Source organism: Sulfitobacter noctilucicola, from assembly GCF_000622385.1.
In the GTDB taxonomy this organism is placed as follows: Bacteria; Pseudomonadota; Alphaproteobacteria; order Rhodobacterales; family Rhodobacteraceae; genus Sulfitobacter; species Sulfitobacter noctilucicola.
In genome coordinates this window covers 2,833,806-2,850,407 of sequence record NZ_JASD01000008.1, presented here as the reverse complement: position 1 = coordinate 2,850,407, position 16,602 = coordinate 2,833,806, and the positions used below count along the sequence as shown (strand labels likewise).

At 59.3% G+C, this 16,602-nt stretch carries 16 protein-coding genes; 5 read left to right on the top strand and 11 right to left on the bottom strand.

Annotated elements, in window-relative coordinates; translation table 11 throughout:
• Nucleotides 1–26 precede the first annotated feature (26 nt).
• The 9 genes from Z946_RS0117490 to Z946_RS0117450 form a co-directional block, all read right to left on the bottom strand.
• Nucleotides 27–809, bottom strand: coding sequence for a crotonase/enoyl-CoA hydratase family protein (locus Z946_RS0117490; protein WP_025057017.1), 783 nt, complete (start codon nucleotides 807–809; stop codon nucleotides 27–29).
• Nucleotides 809–1,666 (bottom strand): hydroxymethylglutaryl-CoA lyase, encoded by an 858-nt coding sequence (locus Z946_RS0117485; RefSeq protein WP_025057016.1) that lies wholly within the window; start codon nucleotides 1,664–1,666, stop codon nucleotides 809–811. Before Z946_RS0117485 ends, Z946_RS0117490 begins: the two co-directional genes overlap by 1 nt.
• Nucleotides 1,667–1,718: 52 nt before the next feature.
• Nucleotides 1,719–2,384 carry a glutathione S-transferase family protein gene (locus Z946_RS0117480; RefSeq protein WP_025045095.1) on the bottom strand — a complete coding sequence of 222 codons (666 nt, stop codon included), beginning with the start codon at nucleotides 2,382–2,384 and terminating at the stop codon, nucleotides 1,719–1,721.
• Nucleotides 2,381–4,327 carry an acetyl/propionyl/methylcrotonyl-CoA carboxylase subunit alpha gene (locus tag Z946_RS0117475; protein WP_025057015.1) on the bottom strand — a complete coding sequence of 649 codons (1,947 nt, stop codon included), beginning with the start codon at nucleotides 4,325–4,327 and terminating at the stop codon, nucleotides 2,381–2,383. The genes Z946_RS0117480 and Z946_RS0117475 overlap by 4 nt, the downstream gene beginning before the upstream one ends.
• A gap of 87 nt (nucleotides 4,328–4,414) precedes the next feature.
• Entirely contained in the window at nucleotides 4,415–4,825 is a 411-nt protein-coding gene (locus tag Z946_RS0117470) for an ASCH domain-containing protein (RefSeq protein ID WP_025057014.1), read from the bottom strand.
• A gap of 73 nt (nucleotides 4,826–4,898) precedes the next feature.
• On the bottom strand, nucleotides 4,899–6,503 hold the full coding sequence (locus Z946_RS0117465) for a carboxyl transferase domain-containing protein (protein WP_025057013.1): 1,605 nt from the start codon (nucleotides 6,501–6,503) through the stop codon (nucleotides 4,899–4,901).
• Entirely contained in the window at nucleotides 6,500–8,023 is a 1,524-nt protein-coding gene (locus Z946_RS0117460) for an AMP-binding protein (protein ID WP_025057012.1), read from the bottom strand. Before Z946_RS0117460 ends, Z946_RS0117465 begins: the two co-directional genes overlap by 4 nt.
• Nucleotides 8,020–8,325 (bottom strand): hypothetical protein, encoded by a 306-nt coding sequence (locus Z946_RS0117455; RefSeq protein ID WP_025057011.1) that lies wholly within the window; start codon nucleotides 8,323–8,325, stop codon nucleotides 8,020–8,022. The genes Z946_RS0117460 and Z946_RS0117455 overlap by 4 nt, the downstream gene beginning before the upstream one ends.
• A gap of 3 nt (nucleotides 8,326–8,328) precedes the next feature.
• Nucleotides 8,329–9,492 (bottom strand): isovaleryl-CoA dehydrogenase, encoded by a 1,164-nt coding sequence (locus tag Z946_RS0117450; protein WP_025057010.1) that lies wholly within the window; start codon nucleotides 9,490–9,492, stop codon nucleotides 8,329–8,331.
• A 145-nt stretch (nucleotides 9,493–9,637) separates the two neighbouring features.
• Between Z946_RS0117450 and Z946_RS0117440 the strand changes: the two genes are divergently transcribed.
• Nucleotides 9,638–10,114, top strand: a complete 477-nt coding sequence (locus tag Z946_RS0117440; protein WP_025057009.1) for a pyridoxamine 5'-phosphate oxidase family protein — start codon at nucleotides 9,638–9,640, stop codon at nucleotides 10,112–10,114.
• 34 nt (nucleotides 10,115–10,148) lie between these two features.
• On the opposite strand, the gene Z946_RS0117435 is transcribed toward Z946_RS0117440, so the two are convergent.
• Nucleotides 10,149–11,348, bottom strand: coding sequence for a DegT/DnrJ/EryC1/StrS family aminotransferase (locus tag Z946_RS0117435; protein ID WP_025057008.1), 1,200 nt, complete (start codon nucleotides 11,346–11,348; stop codon nucleotides 10,149–10,151).
• Nucleotides 11,345–12,019: an HAD-IA family hydrolase gene (locus tag Z946_RS0117430; RefSeq protein WP_025057007.1), complete on the bottom strand. Its 675-nt coding sequence runs from the start codon at nucleotides 12,017–12,019 to the stop codon at nucleotides 11,345–11,347. The genes Z946_RS0117435 and Z946_RS0117430 overlap by 4 nt, the downstream gene beginning before the upstream one ends.
• 145 nt (nucleotides 12,020–12,164) lie before the next feature.
• Between Z946_RS0117430 and glmU the strand changes: the two genes are divergently transcribed.
• From glmU to Z946_RS0117410, 4 genes are read left to right on the top strand one after another with little or no spacing between them, the layout of a single operon-like run.
• Nucleotides 12,165–13,517: a bifunctional UDP-N-acetylglucosamine diphosphorylase/glucosamine-1-phosphate N-acetyltransferase GlmU gene (gene glmU, locus Z946_RS0117425; RefSeq protein WP_025057006.1), complete on the top strand. Its 1,353-nt coding sequence runs from the start codon at nucleotides 12,165–12,167 to the stop codon at nucleotides 13,515–13,517.
• 2 nt (nucleotides 13,518–13,519) lie between these two features.
• On the top strand, nucleotides 13,520–15,340 hold the full coding sequence (gene glmS, locus Z946_RS0117420; protein ID WP_025057005.1) for a glutamine--fructose-6-phosphate transaminase (isomerizing): 1,821 nt from the start codon (nucleotides 13,520–13,522) through the stop codon (nucleotides 15,338–15,340).
• 20 nt (nucleotides 15,341–15,360) lie between these two features.
• Nucleotides 15,361–15,915 carry a pyridoxamine 5'-phosphate oxidase family protein gene (locus tag Z946_RS0117415; RefSeq protein WP_025057004.1) on the top strand — a complete coding sequence of 185 codons (555 nt, stop codon included), beginning with the start codon at nucleotides 15,361–15,363 and terminating at the stop codon, nucleotides 15,913–15,915.
• A complete protein-coding gene (locus tag Z946_RS0117410) occupies nucleotides 15,908–16,597 on the top strand; it encodes a DNA alkylation repair protein (RefSeq protein ID WP_025057003.1) in 690 nt (229 codons plus the stop codon). Before Z946_RS0117415 ends, Z946_RS0117410 begins: the two co-directional genes overlap by 8 nt.
• The last annotated feature ends 5 nt before the right edge of the window (nucleotides 16,598–16,602 follow it).

The following is a 16,602-nucleotide window of genomic DNA, read 5'->3' as shown; positions in this document are numbered from 1 at the left end:
CTTGAGTGGCACGTCAGCGCTTATCCTCAAACCATCCACGCCGCTTTGCGCTTGTCAAAGAACGCGCCGATCCCTTCGGCTGCCTCTTCGGTCTCCCACCGCGCGGACAATGCCGCAATCGACAATGCCACAGCCTCCTGCGTTGCGAGCCCCCCCAGATCCAGCGCCAGCTTTTTCGCGGCGGCCACAGCGCCGGGCGCACAGGAAAGATAGGGCACGACTTCGGCCTCGACCGCCGCATCCAGCGCCTCCGCAGGCACAGCCCGTGCCAGCAGCCCCAGATCCACCGCCTCTTCAGCACCAAACAGCCGTCCCGACATGAAGACGCGCCGCGCACGCCCCTCTCCCATACGCGCGATGACGTAGGGCCCGATGGTCGCCGGAATGATCCCCAGCCGTGTTTCGGTCAATCCCATCTTGAGGCTGTCGACACCGATCGCTACGTCACAGACCGACGCCATACCGACGCCCCCGCCAAAGGCATTGCCCTGCACCTTACCGATAAGAGGTTTCGGCAATGTATTGAGCGCCCCCAGCATCGTGGCGAGCTTGCCCGCTTCTTTGCTGCGCGTGTCCGCATCCATGTCGCGCTGATCGCGCATCCAGCCCAGATCACCGCCCGCGCAGAACGACTTGCCCGCACCGGTCAGCACCACAACGCGCACCCGCTCATCTGCCCCGAGATCTGCTGCGGCCTGCGTCAGCTCCGCCAGCATCTGCGCCGACATGGCGTTGTGCTTGTCTTCCCGCGCCAGCGTCAGTGTTGCGACGCCGCGTGCATCGGTCTCGATCTTGATCGTCTCGAACATCATTCGCCTCGCAGTGCCCGCGCCATTTCTGCGGCTTTTTCCAACACGGCCTGATCCAGACCTGTTTCATATCCCAGCGCGGTTAGGTGTTTGTTCACAGCTTCAGTGGCCACATTGCCCGCAGCACCCGGCGCATAGGGGCATCCGCCCAACCCGCCAACGGCCGCATCAAATACCCGCAACCCCAGCGACAACGACGCATCGATATTGGCCATCGCGCGGCCGTGTGTGTCGTGATAATGGCCCGCAAGCCGCCCTGCCGGCACCACATCGCGCACCGCCAGCAGCATCCGTGCGATGCTATCCGGCGTCCCTGCCCCGATGGTGTCACCCAGTGAAATCTCGTAACATCCCATTGCGAACAACTTGTCCGCCACCTCGGCCACCGCCGCAGGGGCCACAGCCCCGTCATAGGGACACTCCACCACACAGGAGACATACCCGCGTACCGGAATATCGCGGTGGCGCGCATCCTCAAGCACAGGTGCGAAACGCTCCAGACTTTCCGCAATGCTCGCGTTGATGTTTTTCTGGCTGAACCCTTCGGAGGCCGATCCGAAAACCGCAATCTCGTCAACCTGCGCCTCAAGCGCGGCCTCGTACCCCTTGGTGTTCGGTGTCAGCGCCGCATAGCGCACCCCGTCAACCCGTTTGATCGCGGCCATCACCTCGCCCGAGCCTGCCATCTGGGGCACCCATTTGGGGCTGACAAAGCTAGCGCATTCAATCCGCCGGAACCCCGCCTGCGACAGCTTGTCGATCAAGGCGACCTTTTCGGCCACAGGAATTTCCCGCCCTTCGTTCTGCAGCCCGTCGCGCGGCCCCACTTCGAAAATCTCACATGGTCCCAAAGACACCGCACATTCCCCCTATTGAGCTGTCTGAAATCACCCTTGCACGATCCGCGTCTCAGTCCAAAGGCCAAGGTTCATAAAAATCCTTTTCGTAGATCCCGTCCCCGATCGGCAGGGCATCCTTGAAGCTCTGCCGCTCCGTAATTCGCTCATACCATTCCGCCACCGCAGGGTGGTTATCGAGCGTTACAAAGAATCGCGACATGTACACCGCCTGCCCGCAGGAAATATCCGCCGCCGAAAAGCCGCTGGTCAGCAGATAGTCGCGGTTTTCTACCGGCGTGCTCAACCGCGCCTCAAGCGCGTCATAACATTTGGCGACCCGCGCCGCCTCCAGCTTCATCACAATCGGGCTGCGCATCGAATCCTCGCGCAGCGCCACATGCTGTTGGGTCAATGCCGCCGTATGCTGGCTGATGGTTTCCGCAAAATGCACCCAGACAAGCCACGCCATCCGGTCCATGCTGGTCACAGACCGCCCCATCCGGTCCGGTGAGAAACGCTCGCACAGATATTCGGTGATGGCACCTGTCTCGAACATGCGCTCCCCGTCGATCTCCAACGCAGGGACACGGCCTGCGGGCGACAGGCTCAGATAGGCCGGATCACGCAGCGAGCGGTCAAAAGCATAGACGCGGACCTGAAATTCCACGTCCAATTCGTTGAGCAACCAAAGGGTCCGCATGGAGCGCGTTTGCGGGCAATGATGCAGTGTAATCATGCCGCTTCCTCCGCTTCCGCTTCAAGGCGTACAAGGGCTGCCCCCGCTTCTACCTGATCGCCCTCGGTGGCCAGCACCTCCGCGACAATCCCGTCCCGCGCTGCCAACAGCGCATGCTCCATCTTCATCGCTTCCAGAACGGCCAGCCGGTCCCCTTTTGACACTGCTTGGCCGACCTTGGCATCCACCGTGCGCACAAGACCGGGCATCGGGGCCTCGACCAGATTGCCGTCACCCTGCGCACCGCTTGCGCGGGCCAGCGGATCAATGACGTCAAAGGCCATACCGTAGCCCTCGAACACCGTAACAACGCCGCCCGCGACCGCGACATCCGCCGCCGGTTGCCCGTCGATGATCCATTGCGCGCCGCGCCGCGCTGCCACAACTTCCGCCTCACCGATGCTCCAGACCTGCTTGTCCTGTCCCATGATGCGCACCTTCAACAGATGCTCTTCGCCGCCCCAAGCCAGCGTGACCGACCGCCGCAGCGCCCGCCACAGGGTAAAGCCAGTGTCGGCTTTCACCTCCAGCACGCCAAGCGCGGCCATGCCCGCCAGCGCCACATGCCGCGGCTCGACCGCTGGCACAGAGGTCAACGCGTCGATATCGCGGGCAATCAGGCCTGTATCCACATCACCCTTACCGAACCCCTCGTGCCCCGCAAGCGCGCCAAGAAACGCAAGGTTCGTAACCGTGCCACCCACCTGACACCCGCTTAGGGCCGCGCGCAATCTGGCCAACGCCACATCCCGCGTGGGACCATGGACAATCACCTTGGCGATCATCGGGTCGTAAAACGGGCTGATGGTATCGCCTGCCCGTACTCCCGAATCCGCACGCGTTTGCGGCGTAAACGCCAGATGCGTTAGCGTTCCCGTCGCAGGCAGGAAGCCTGCGGGCACATCTTCGGCATAAAGCCGCGCCTCGAACGCATGACCATTGATGCACAGGTCCTCTTGCGCTGCGGGCAAAGCCTCTCCCGCCGCCACACGCAGCTGCCATTCTACCAAATCAACGCCGGTGATAAGTTCCGTGACAGGGTGTTCAACCTGCAAGCGCGTGTTCATTTCCATGAAAAAGAACCCGTCAGTGCTTAGCCCGTCCGATCCATCCACGATAAATTCAACCGTGCCAGCCCCGGCATAGCCGATCGCTTCTGCGGCCTTCACTGCTGCATCGCCCATCGCATCCCGCATCTTTTGTGTCATGCCGGGGGCTGGAGCTTCTTCGATCACCTTCTGATGGCGGCGCTGCAGCGAGCAATCACGTTCGAACAAATGTACGGCTTTGGAGCCATCGCCGAAGACCTGCACTTCGATGTGGCGCGGTTTGGCCACGAATTTCTCGACCAGCACATCTGCATTCCCGAATGCCGTTTTCGCCTCGGACCGTGCCGAATCGAGCGCCGCCTGAAATCCTTTGGCCTCCTCAACAAGGCGCATCCCCTTGCCGCCGCCCCCTGCAACCGCCTTGATCAATACCGGATAGCCGATCTTGCCCGCTTCTTCCGCCAAAAGCGCATCATCCTGATCCGCGCCGTGATAGCCCGGCACAACTGGCACACCCGCCTTTATCATCAGCGCCTTGGCCGCGTCTTTCAGCCCCATGGCGCGGATGGCCGATGCAGACGGACCGATAAACACCAGTCCCGCCGCCTCGACCGCTTCGACGAAATCAGGGTTCTCCGACAGGAAGCCGTAGCCCGGATGAATGGCCTGCGCGCCACTATCAAGTGCCGCTTGAATGATCACATCCCCGCGCAGGTAACTCTCGCTCGGGGCTGACCCGCCGATGTGAATTGCCGCATCGGCCATTGCCACATGCTTGGCCCGTGCATCCGCATCCGAATAGACTGCGACACAGCGCACGCCCAAACCTTGCGCCGTTTCCATGACCCGACAGGCTATCTCGCCCCGGTTGGCAATCAGGATTGTATCAAACATCAGCTTTCAGCCTCTCCACTCTTATCTTCATCTGGCTCTTAAACTACGGGGTGTCGCGCATGCACGATGGGGCAGCGCCTCAAACCCTTAGAACCGTTCAACCACTTCAAACGTCTCAACCAACATCGCCACGTCCTGTGCAAAGATCCCTGCGCGGGTGAGATACGCCTCATAACCATTGCGCCAGTCTTGAAGGTCGCGAAATTCGCCCTGTGGCGCGATGAGCTGCTCCGACATCTTGTTAAAAGGGACGATATCGACAGCCACAGTGCGGACCGCCGCCACAGGCCGCCCGCCCCAATCCAGCGCGACATCCGTCCGCCCCGGCTCTGGCTTTGCCTCGCCCCGCGCTTCAAACCCGGCCACCGCATCGCATGTGATCGTCTTTTTGCCAGCCAGCACCAGCGCCAGTATCTCCGCATTCAACGTCTCACTATCCCCGTAGCGGAACGAAACCGCACCGGGGTACTTTGCCAACGCCTCTTTTTCAGAAATCATCCACCGTCCTCCTGATGCACCCAGCCTGCCCATACGATGAACACTGCGCGCCAATTAGCCCGACTTTCAAACATCACATGCGGAACACGCCAAACTTCGTCTCTTCAATCGGTGCGTTCAAAGACGCAGACAGGCTCAGGCTCAGCACATCGCGGCTTTTGCGCGGATCAATGATCCCGTCATCCCAAAGCCTTGCACTGGCATAAAGCGGATGCGACTGCTCCTCGAACATATCGATCGTCGGCTGCTTGAATTTCGCTTCTTCTTCTGCGGACCAGGTATCGCCCGCCCGTTCGATCGCATCACGCTTGACCGTCGCCAGAACGCCCGCCGCCTGTGGCCCGCCCATCACGGAAATCCGGCTGTTGGGCCATGTCCACAAGAACCTTGGACGGTAGGCCCGCCCCGCCATGCCGTAGTTACCGGCCCCGAAAGAGCCACCCACCAGCATGGTGATTTTCGGCACGTTGGTAGAGGCCACAGCCGTCACCATCTTGGCACCGTGTCGCGCGATCCCTTCGTTTTCGTACTTCCGGCCCACCATAAAGCCAGTAATGTTCTGCAAGAACACCAAGGGGATGTTCCGCTGCGAACAAAGCTCGACAAAATGCGCGCCTTTCTGGGCGGCTTCTGAAAACAGCACGCCATTGTTGCCGATGATGCCGACCGGACAGCCCTTCACATGGGCAAAGCCCGTCACCAAAGTCTCACCAAACCGCGCCTTGAATTCGTCAAACCGCGAGCCGTCCACCAAACGCGCGATCACCTCGCGTATATCGTAAGGCGTGCGCAAGTCCGCTGGCACAACGCCCAGCAATTCAGCGGGATCATAGGCAGGCTCTTCGGGTGTTTCCCACTGCACCGTCGTAGGCTTTGCGCGGTTCAATTGCCCCACGGCGCGCCGTGCCAGTGCAAGCGCGTGGCCGTCATCCTCGGCCAGATAATCCGCAACGCCGCTCAACCGTGTGTGCACATCGCCGCCGCCCAGATCCTCGGCTGACACAACCTCGCCCGTGGCCGCTTTGACGAGCGGGGGACCCGCAAGGAAAATCGTGCCCTGCTCTTTTACAATGATCGTCACGTCCGACATCGCCGGTACATAAGCGCCGCCTGCGGTGCATGATCCCATAACCACCGCAATTTGCGGAATGCCTTTTGCTGACATCCGCGCCTGATTATAGAAAATCGCGCCAAAGTGGTCGCGATCAGGAAACACCTCGTCCTGCTGCGGCAGGTTCGCACCGCCGGAGTCTACCAGATAGACACATGGCAGATGATTGGCTTCGGCAATCTCTTGGGCGCGCAGGTGCTTTTTCACCGTCATCGGGAAATAGGTGCCGCCCTTCACCGTCGCATCGTTGCACACGACCATAACTTCCTGTCCCTGCACGCGTCCGATCCCCGCGATGACGCCAGCGCAGGGGGCGGCGTTGTCGTACAAGCCGTGCGCTGCGGTGGCACCGACTTCCAGAAACGGTGATCCGGGATCAAGCAGGTTCGCGACCCGCTCGCGCGGTAGCATCTTGCCACGGCTTTCATGGCGCGCGCGGGACTTCTCGCCACCGCCTAGCGCCGCGGCTTCCGCTGCTTCCTGCACAATCCCAAGCGCAGCCAGATGCGCCGCCTCATTCGCTTTGTAGGCTTCCGACGAAGGCAATGCCTGTGATGTTAACTTCATGTTACCTTCTCCAATTCCAGCGCCGCACGGCGTTTCAATTCTCTGCGGATCACTTTGCCTGTCACCGTCATCGGCAGCGCATCCAGAAACTCAATTTCTCTTGGGTATGAATAGCTTGCCAGCCGTTCCTTAACCCATGCCTGAAGCGCATCCGCTGTCACATCCGACCCCGCTTTGCGCACCACATAGGCTTTGACCACCTCTGTGCGCAGCACATCGGGTTTGCCCACGACACCGCAGGTTGCCACCCCGTCGTGCGTCAACAGACAATCCTCAATCTCGGCCGGACCAATTCGGTATCCAGCTGATGTAATCACGTCATCCTCGCGCCCGACAAAGCGCAGATAGTCGCCTTCCCAAATGCCGCGATCACCGGTCAGCATCCAGTCGCCGCGATACTTCTCTGCGGTTGCGTCAGGCCGGTTCCAGTAGCGCAGCATCATGGAAGCCGAGCCGCGCCGGATTGCTACGTCACCCTCGTCGTGGGTCGGCTGCCCAGCCGCATCCACCACGGCAACCTCGTGTCCGGGAACGGCTTTGCCGATACATCCCGGTGCCGCCTCAAACTCCGTACCGCAAGACGATGCGACCATATTGCACTCGGTCTGCCCATAAAACTCATTGATATCCAGCCCGAATGCCTGCCGGCCCCACGCCAGCATCTCGGCACCCAAAGGTTCTCCTCCGCTCGCGACAGAGCGCAAGCCAGAGATCGACACATCCGCAGCCTTCAGCATCCTTAGTGCGGTTGGCGGGAAGAACACGTTGCGCACATCGCCCCGCTCTATCACATCCTGACAGCCTTCCGGCGAGAACTTGGTCATCCGTGCGGCCACCACTGGCACGCCGAACGCCAAAGCAGGCATCGCCACGTCGAACAATCCGCCTATCCAAGCCCAATCCGCAGGTGTCCAAAGGCAATCACCCTGCTGTCCCAGATGGTCATGGCTCATCGACAAGCCCGGCAAATGTCCTGTCAGAACGCGGTGCCCGTGCAACGCACCTTTGGGTTTTCCCGTCGTGCCAGAGGTGTAGATCAGCACGGCAGGATCATCCGGACCTGTCTGCGCAAATGGTACTGCACCGCCTTGCACGCCAACTTCTTCGACCATCCAAGGCTTCGCCAGATCGCCGAGCAGCGCAGCACCTTCGGCATCGGTCAAAACCAGCGCGCATCCGGCATCCGACACCCGCGATGACAGCGCATCGCGCTTGAAAAGTTTGAAAAGCGGCACGGAAATTGCACCGATTTTCCAGATCGCCAGATGCGCAGCGACGCACCATGGCGACTGTGATAATAGCACGCCCACACGGTCGCCCGCTTCGATTCTTCCCAGCATTGCACGCGCCAGACCATCCGTCATGGCGGCCAATGCGCCGTAAGTCACATCGCGTCGGTCAGCCCCAGTGAGATCAATAATCGCAACGCGGTCATCATCCTGCGCCAGACACTGCGCCGCCATGTTCAGACGCGCAGGGATGTCCCATGATCCATCTTCTTGCAAACCCGGTAGCGTCATGTACGCGGCCCCGTCCCTGCTGGTTCGTCTACCAAACGGCCGAAACGGTCCACACGGTATTGCACCATATGCGCCGCGCCGCCGCAGTGCACCACGAGCCATACATCATCAGAAGCGCTTGGTCGTGCCACGCAATCGGTCACCTGTGCTCCTTCCGGTCCAGTCTCCACGTATAAAGCAGCATAGTGGTTGATCACATCTGTCTCGGTGATACTCGCCGCAATATACCCTGCGCGGTAGACCATGAGCCCCGCAACCACAGTCAACACCACCACCGGCATCCACCATACCCAACGCGGCATGGCTCAGGCCATCGCCGCCATCATCTCGCGTCCCACCAGCATGCGGCGGATTTCGGATGTACCTGCCCCGATCTCCATCAGTTTTGCGTCACGGAAGATCCGGCCAACAGGGTTGTCGCTGAGGTATCCCGCACCGCCCATGGCCTGCACCGCCTGATGCGCCTGCACCATCGCCTGCTCGGACGCATAAAGGCAACAGGCCGCCGCGTCCTGACGGGTCACATCGCCACGATCACACGCCTGCGCCACGGCATAGACATACCCGCGTGCCGAATTCATCGCTGTGTACATGTCGGCCATCTTGCCCTGCATCAGCTGGAAGTTCCCGACCGGTTGCCCGAATTGTTTGCGTTCGGCCATATAGGGCATGATCTCGTCCAGACAGTTGGCCATGATCCCAAGGCCGATGCCTGCAAGTACCACACGTTCGTAATCAAGGCCCGACATCAAAACGCGCACGCCGCGCCCCTCTTCGCCCAATACGTTTTCAAAAGGCACTTCTACGTCATCAAAAATAAGCTCGGCTGTGTTTGATCCACGCATGCCAAGCTTGTCGAAATGCGGAGAGGTGCTGAAACCCTTCATGTCCTTGTCGATCAGGAAGGCTGTGATCCCCTTTGACCCTGCATCCGGGTCCGTTTTCGCATAGACAACAAGCGTCTGCGCATCAGGCCCATTGGTGATCCAGTATTTGTTGCCTGACAGCCGATAGTGGTCGTTGCGCTTTTCGGCACGTAGTTTCATCGACACCACGTCGCTCCCCGCTGAAGGCTCGGACATGGCCAATGCGCCTACATGCTCGCCCGAACACAGCTTGGGCAGGAATTGCGCGCGCTGTTCATCGGTTCCGTTCAGGCTGATCTGGTTCACACACAGATTAGAATGCGCACCATAAGAAAGCGACACCGACGCAGAAGCGCGGGCGATTTCCTCAACAGCGACAGTGTGCGCCAGATACCCCATGCCGGAGCCGCCGTATTCTTCATCAACGGTCATGCCCAGCAGACCCAGCTCGCCCATCTCGGTCCAAAGCTCGGACGGGAACTCATTGGATGTGTCGATATCGGCGGCCATCGGTTTGACCCGCTCCTGCGCCCAGCGATGCACCATCTCTCGCATCGCCTCGATATCTTCGCCCAGACTGAATTTCATGCTTGCGGTGAACATAGGGTCGCTCCCCAAATTTGGATTTATTGAACAGTTGTTCATATTAAAGCCGACAGATTACATTTCGTCAACTGCGTGCGTGCCGGAACCCGCAAGCACCGTCATGTGTTCACCCGATAACAAGATGACAAAGGACACCGAAACCATGACAGACAACATCAAAGAAGAATTCTGGGACCGCTTGGAAGACGCCCGCGTTGGCATGCTATCTGCTGGCGCGGCGCGCGCTGTTCCTATGAGCCATTACGTCGATGACGATCACCCCGAACAAGGCATCTGGTTTATCACGGCCAAGCAGACCGATCTTGCTCAGGCAGCGGCAGCGGGCCCTGAAAGTACATTCATCGTCAACAGCACGGGCCAGTCGCTTTATGCCCGTATTGACGGCACATTGCACCTGTCACACGATACGGCACAGCTGGACAGGCTATGGAATTTTGTCGCCGACGCATGGTTTGAAGGGGGCAAACAAGACCCCGATGTCCAGCTTTTGAATTTCAAGCCAACCACAGCAGAAATCTGGGTCACAGGTGGCAGCATGAAGTTTCTTTATGAGGTAGCCAAGGCAAACCTGACGGACAGCAAGCCCGATATGGGCGAACACAAGGTCATTTCATTTTAAGATCAAAGAGGCTGACATCCGGCGATCCCGGATGTCAGCTTTTTACCGACTGATATACCGCGCTCACTTCGGATTTGATGATCCGCGCAATCAGCGCGCAGTCCTCCAACGAAAAGGTCAGCGGGACCCGCATATCAATGATCCCTGCCAGAACCTCATCGCTCTCAGGCATGGCTGGCGCATCGACATAACGCCACGAATCGTAGCGGCTGGTAAAGCCGACCGGTTCGGATGCTCCGAACCACTTCAACTCTACCCCCCTTTTTAGGCAACGGGACAAGACCTCTTCCACGGATGTACCGTCCCAGCCTTTCAACAAGAACTGAATGGACGATCCGACCATTGTTTCATCTGCCGGTCTGTCAATCACGGTGAGACCCGGCGTGTCGCGCAAGCCGTCTTCGATCAGATTGTACCGCGCGTTCCAACGGTCCCGCTGCCCGTCAAGCTTGCGCAGCTGAGGGCGCAGTATCGCGGCACGCAGATTATCCATCCGTCCGGATATGTTGGGCGTCTCATAACGGATCGTTTCAAACGTCTCTTGCGGGGGGCCCGCAAGGTGCTTTCCAAACATCATGTAAGAGCCAGACAGCATCACAGCGCGGGCCGCGACTTCTGCATCGTTGGTGACAAAAAGACCGCCCTCGCCCGAATTGACGTGTTTATAGGTCTGGCACGAATAACAACCGACAAGACCCTGCGTACCCGATGGCACGCCTTTCCACGCCGCACCCATGGTATGGGCGCAATCCTCGATCACGATTATATTCTGCTGGTCACACAGCGCCATGAGCGCTTCCATATCAGCAAGGTGCCCGCGCATGTGGCTGAGCAACAGTACGTCAGCAAGGTCTGCTTTGGCTGCAAGATCATCCAAATCAATGACCAGCTGCTCCGTCACCCCGACAAACACGGGGACTGCGCCAACCGCGGCAATGGCACCCGGCACAGGTGCCAGCGTGAAGGCATTGGTGAGGACGCGGTCGCCAGGCTTGACCCCGACCGCCCGCAGAGCCGTTGCCATTGCATAGCCACCCGACGCCACCGCCAGACAGTATTTCGCACCCACCTGCGCTGCGAACTCCTGTTCCAGCAGGACGGTCTCGGCCAGCTCTCCTTCTGCTGTGTTGTAGCGGTGCAATCGCCCTGACCGCATGACAGCAATTGCGGCCTCAATCCCCTCTTCGGGAATAGGTTCCTGTTGGGTATAGCTGCCTTTGAAGGTTTCCATCAGGCGGCTTTCCCAATCAAGTCGGAAACGATCGCATCCAGATCATCGTAGTGGTTGAGGAGCGCCTGCGGCTTAAGCGCCGCCATGTCACCGCCGGCGGGTCCGAATGTCACCAGAACACAAGGTACACCTGCTGCGTGCGCCGTCTTGCGGTCCGTATCGGTGTCACCAACCAGCATACACCGCGCCGGATCGCCGCCCGCGCGGCGGGCCGTCTCGAACAGGTGTTCCGGATCAGGTTTGCGTACCGCCAGACTGTCCGCTCCCAGCATTGCATCAAAGCTGCCGCGAACACCGAGACGCGTCAGCAACGTGTCTGCCAGCCCCTCGGGCTTATTGGTACAGATCGCGACAAAGTAACCATCCGACTTCAAACGCTCTACCGCCGCCATAGCACCATCATAAAGAACCGTATGCGTGTCGATTTCGCGCGCATAGGCTTCCAGCAACTTGGGGTAATAGGCATCAATCGTGGCCTCGTCCTCTGCCCGATCGAGCCGCGACATGCCAAGACGGAGCATTGCCCGACCACCGCGAAGCGCAGTGCCGGCATCGGTGCCGGCATTCAGCATGTCGCCCGCACCCATCTCGCGAAAACAGGCATTGGCCGCCGCGATCAGATCACCACTGGTGTCCGCCAATGTCCCGTCCAGATCGAATACAACTGTCTTCACTCATCCGTCTCCCCGTAGGCCACCATGGGCGGAACCCCGCCCGCCGATGTTGCAACACGCAACGTAGATTGATCCGTCCCAGTCTTGCGCCTTTGCGTCAAGCGCGTAAAGAGGGGCAAAGACGCGCAATGAGGCAAGAGACCGCATGAAAACCGCATTAATCATCCTTGCCGCAGGCAAAGGCACACGGATGAACTCTGAACTTCCCAAGGTCCTGCATCCCATCGCAGGCGAGCCGATGTTGATTCATGCACTCGAGGCAGGCACGCGACTGGAGCCTGACCGTAGCGTGGTTGTTGCAGGCCACGGCGCAGATCAGGTGCGTGCGGCGACGGTCGCACATGACGCGATGATTGCCGTTGTGGAACAGAACGAACAGCTGGGCACCGCCCATGCCGTGGCACAGGCCCGCGCTTCTTTGGCAGGCTTTGATGGCATGGCACTGGTCCTCTATGGTGACACGCCCTTCATTCGCCCCGAAACGCTGGAGCAGATGCAAACATCACTGGCCGAGAATGACGTCGTCGTGCTCGGGTTCGAGGCGGACGACCCTGCCCGCTATGGCAGACTGGTCATGGACGGCCAGCAGCTTGACCGCATTGTGGAATACAAGGATGCCAGCACCGAAGAACGCATGATTACGCTGTGCAATTCCGGCGTCGTCGCCTGCAAGGCGGATCTGCTTTTTGATCTGATCGATGCCGTCGACAATGAAAACGCTTCCGAAGAATACTATCTGACAGATATTGTCGGTATCGCGCGTGGCCGTGGCCTGTCTGCCACCGCTGTGACTTGCGACGCGTGGGAAACTGTCGGGATTAATTCGCGCAGTGAGCTGGCAAAGGCGGAAGCGGATTTCCAAAGCCGCGCCCGCGCTGCCTTGCTCGAAGACGGCGTCACCCTCACTGCGCCAGAGACAGTCTTTCTGGCCCGCGATACGGTTATCGGTCGCGACACGGTCGTTGAACCCAATGTTGTCTTTGGCCCCGGCGTCACGGTAGAGAGCGGAGCCACCATTCGCGCATTCTCTCATCTGGAAGGGTGTCACGTTTCGCGCGGTAGCACCGTTGGCCCCTATGCACGTCTCCGCCCCGGTGCCGAGCTTTCAGAGAACGTGCGGATCGGCAACTTTGTGGAAATCAAGAACGCCCAGATTGCCGAAGGTGCGAAGGTTAACCATCTGAGCTATGTCGGCGATGCATTTGTTGGGGCCGGTGCAAACCTTGGCGCAGGCACGATCACTTGCAACTACGACGGGGTCATGAAGCATCACACGCACATTGGTGCCGGTGCCTTTATCGGGTCCAACACGATGCTTGTGGCACCGGTCACAATTGGTGACGGCGCACTCACCGGCAGTGGCTCTGTTATCACTTCCGACGTGGAGCCGGACGCATTGGCGCTGGCCCGTGCGCCGCAGGTTGAAAAACCGGGCATGGCACGCAAATTGTTCGAAATGTTAAAAGCCAAAAAGGCAAAACAGCAGCGAGGCAGCTGAAAATGTGTGGAATTGTTGGGGTCTTAGGCAGCCACGAAGTGGCACCTATTCTGGTTGAGGCACTGAAACGGCTTGAATACCGCGGTTATGACAGCGCGGGAATTGCCACGGTAAATGACGGGGCGCTCGCCCGTCGCCGCGCCGTAGGCAAGTTGGTCAACCTCAGCGATCTGCTGGTCCATGAACCCCTCGCTGGCAAGTCCGGCATAGGACACACACGCTGGGCAACCCACGGCGCGGCGACTGTCACCAATGCGCACCCCCATCAGGCGGGTGCCGTAGCAGTAGTCCACAACGGGATCATAGAGAACTACCGTGAATTACGGGCTGAACTGGCAGATGCCGGTGTCGAATTCGTGACCGAGACGGATACTGAAACTGTTGCGCTGCTGACCCATCAATACATGAAGAACGGTGCAGGTCCGGTAGAGGCGGCAAAGCAAGCGCTCGCGCGGCTTGAAGGCGCATTTGCCCTCGCCTTTCTGTTTGATGGCCATGACAATCTGATGATTGCGGCACGCAAAGGATCGCCACTCGCCATCGGTTACGGCACCGGTGAGATGTTTGTTGGCAGTGATGCCATTGCACTTTCTCCGATGACGGACCGCATCTCCTATCTGGAAGAAGGCGACATCGCCGTTATCACCAGAACTTCTGTCGAGGTAACGGATGCAAACGGCAATCTGGCAAACCGTGCGATCAAACAGATCCAGATCGACTCTACCCGCATCGACAAGGCCGGTCACAAGCACTTCATGGCCAAGGAGATTGCAGAGCAGCCTGGCGTTATCGGTCAGGCACTGTCCCACTACCTGACGGACGAAGGTGAAATTCTGTTGCCAGGGGACGGTATCGACTTCAGCTCCATCGACCGCATCTCGATGGCCGCCTGCGGCACAGCGTCCTACGCCTGCATGGCGGCGAAGTACTGGTTCGAGCAGATCGCCCGCCTACCTGTTGAAGTCGATGTCGCGTCTGAGTTCCGTTATCGCGAGCCTCCGATCCCCGCCCGCACGCTGGCCCTGTTCGTGAGCCAATCCGGCGAAACTGCCGACACACTTGCCGCGCTGCGGTTCTGTGAGGGCAAAGCGCAGAGCATCCTGTCCGTCGTGAACGTACCGGAGTCCTCCATCGCCCGCGAAAGCGACCTGGTGCTGCCGATTTACGCTGGCGTAGAGGTCGGCGTGGCCTCCACCAAAGCATTCACCTGCCAGTTGACGGTGCTCTATCTGCTTGTGCTGAAGGCAGCAAAAGACCGTGGCGTGCTGAGCGAGGCCGCGCTGGCTGACCACATCAGCGCCCTGCGAGGCTTGCCTTCTGTTATCAATACCGCACTTGAGCAAAACACGGCGATGCGTGACGCTGCCTACAAGCTCTCAACCGCCCGCGATGTGTTATTTCTGGGCCGGGGCCACATGTTCCCTCTTGCGCTAGAGGGCGCACTTAAATTGAAAGAAATCAGCTATATACACGCCGAAGCTTATGCATCCGGCGAGCTGAAACACGGCCCTATCGCCCTTGTTGACGAAGAGGTACCCGTTGTGGTTTTCGCCCCTCGCGATGTGCTTTTCGATAAGACTGTGAGCAACATGCAAGAGGTCATGGCACGCAAAGGCAAGGTGATCCTGGTATCAGACGCCGAAGGGATTGCCGAAGCGCGTGACGGCGTGTGGGCCACAATTGAGATGCCCAAGATTGCGGATGCGCTGACCCCTATCCTTTATGCCATTCCGGCACAGTTGCTGGCATATCATACCGCTGTCGCAAAGGGCACCGATGTGGACCAGCCCCGCAACCTCGCCAAATCCGTGACGGTAGAATAGCGTCGCTTCGAAAGGACCAAATGGCCAAGCAGTTCGACCAGATTACCGACGACCATCGCAAGTTTATCGAAGCGCAGCATATCTTCTTTTGCGGCACTGCTGCGGAGGAAGGCCGTGTAAATGTCTCCCCCAAGGGGATGGACAGCCTGCGCGTTATGGGCCCGAACCGGATTATCTGGCGCAATCTGTCCGGCTCCGGAAACGAAACGGCAGCCCACCTCGCCCGTGTTAACCGCATGACGCTGATGTGGTGCGGGTTTGAGACCCGCCCGATGATCATGCGAGCTTACGGCACTGCCCGCACGTTGCATCCACGCGATGCCGCGTTTGACCATCTCAATTCAGAGTTCGCGCAGGACAACGGTGCGCGCCAGATCTATGATATGGAGGTTGATCTGCTCCAGACCTCATGCGGATATGCAGTCCCCTTCTATGACTACGCAGGGGAGCGGAATGTGCTGGCCAGATGGTCCGAAACCAAGGGGCGTCCGGGGGTTGAGGCAACATGGGCGCGTGACAATCAGCATTCCATTGACGGAATGCCAACTCATATACTGGCGGATCCCGATGCATGAACCCTATCTCGAACAGCTGACTGGCCTGACAGACCCAGCCCGCGCCATTGATATGCGCAAATATCACAAGGCAGATCGCGTCTATCTTGGCCTCAGCAACCCCCAAATCGACACGCTAACAAAAGAATGGCGCAGCGAGCTTGAGACGCCCGAGCGTGTCGCACTGGCGGATGCTCTGTGGAAAACCGACATCTATGAAGCCCGGGTCGCGGCGGCAAAGCTGCTAACGCAAGCGCGTATCCGCCCTGACGATACGGCTGCGTGGGAATTGATCGCATCCTGGACACCCGATTTTGACAGTTGGGCGATAGCGGATCATGCCTGCATGGCCGGTCAAAAGCGGTTGGTTGCAGATCCGTCACGGCTCGACACAGTGGCGGAGTGGGTGAAGTCCGACCACATGTGGACCCGCCGCGCGGCATTGGTCAGCACGCTTCCCTGGACCAAACAGAACCATCCCAAACCGGCAGAGCTCGAAGCACGTGACCGTGTTCTGGACTGGGCGGCTGAGCTGACAACAGACCACCAGTGGTTCATTCAAAAGGCGATTGGCTGGTGGTTGCGCGAGCTGTCCAAACATGACGCGGCCCGTACCACGGCATTTATCGATAAATACGGCACGCAGATGAAGCCTTTCGCGGTCAAGGAAGCACTGCGGATTCTGAAAAAGTCACAACAGTGATGCGG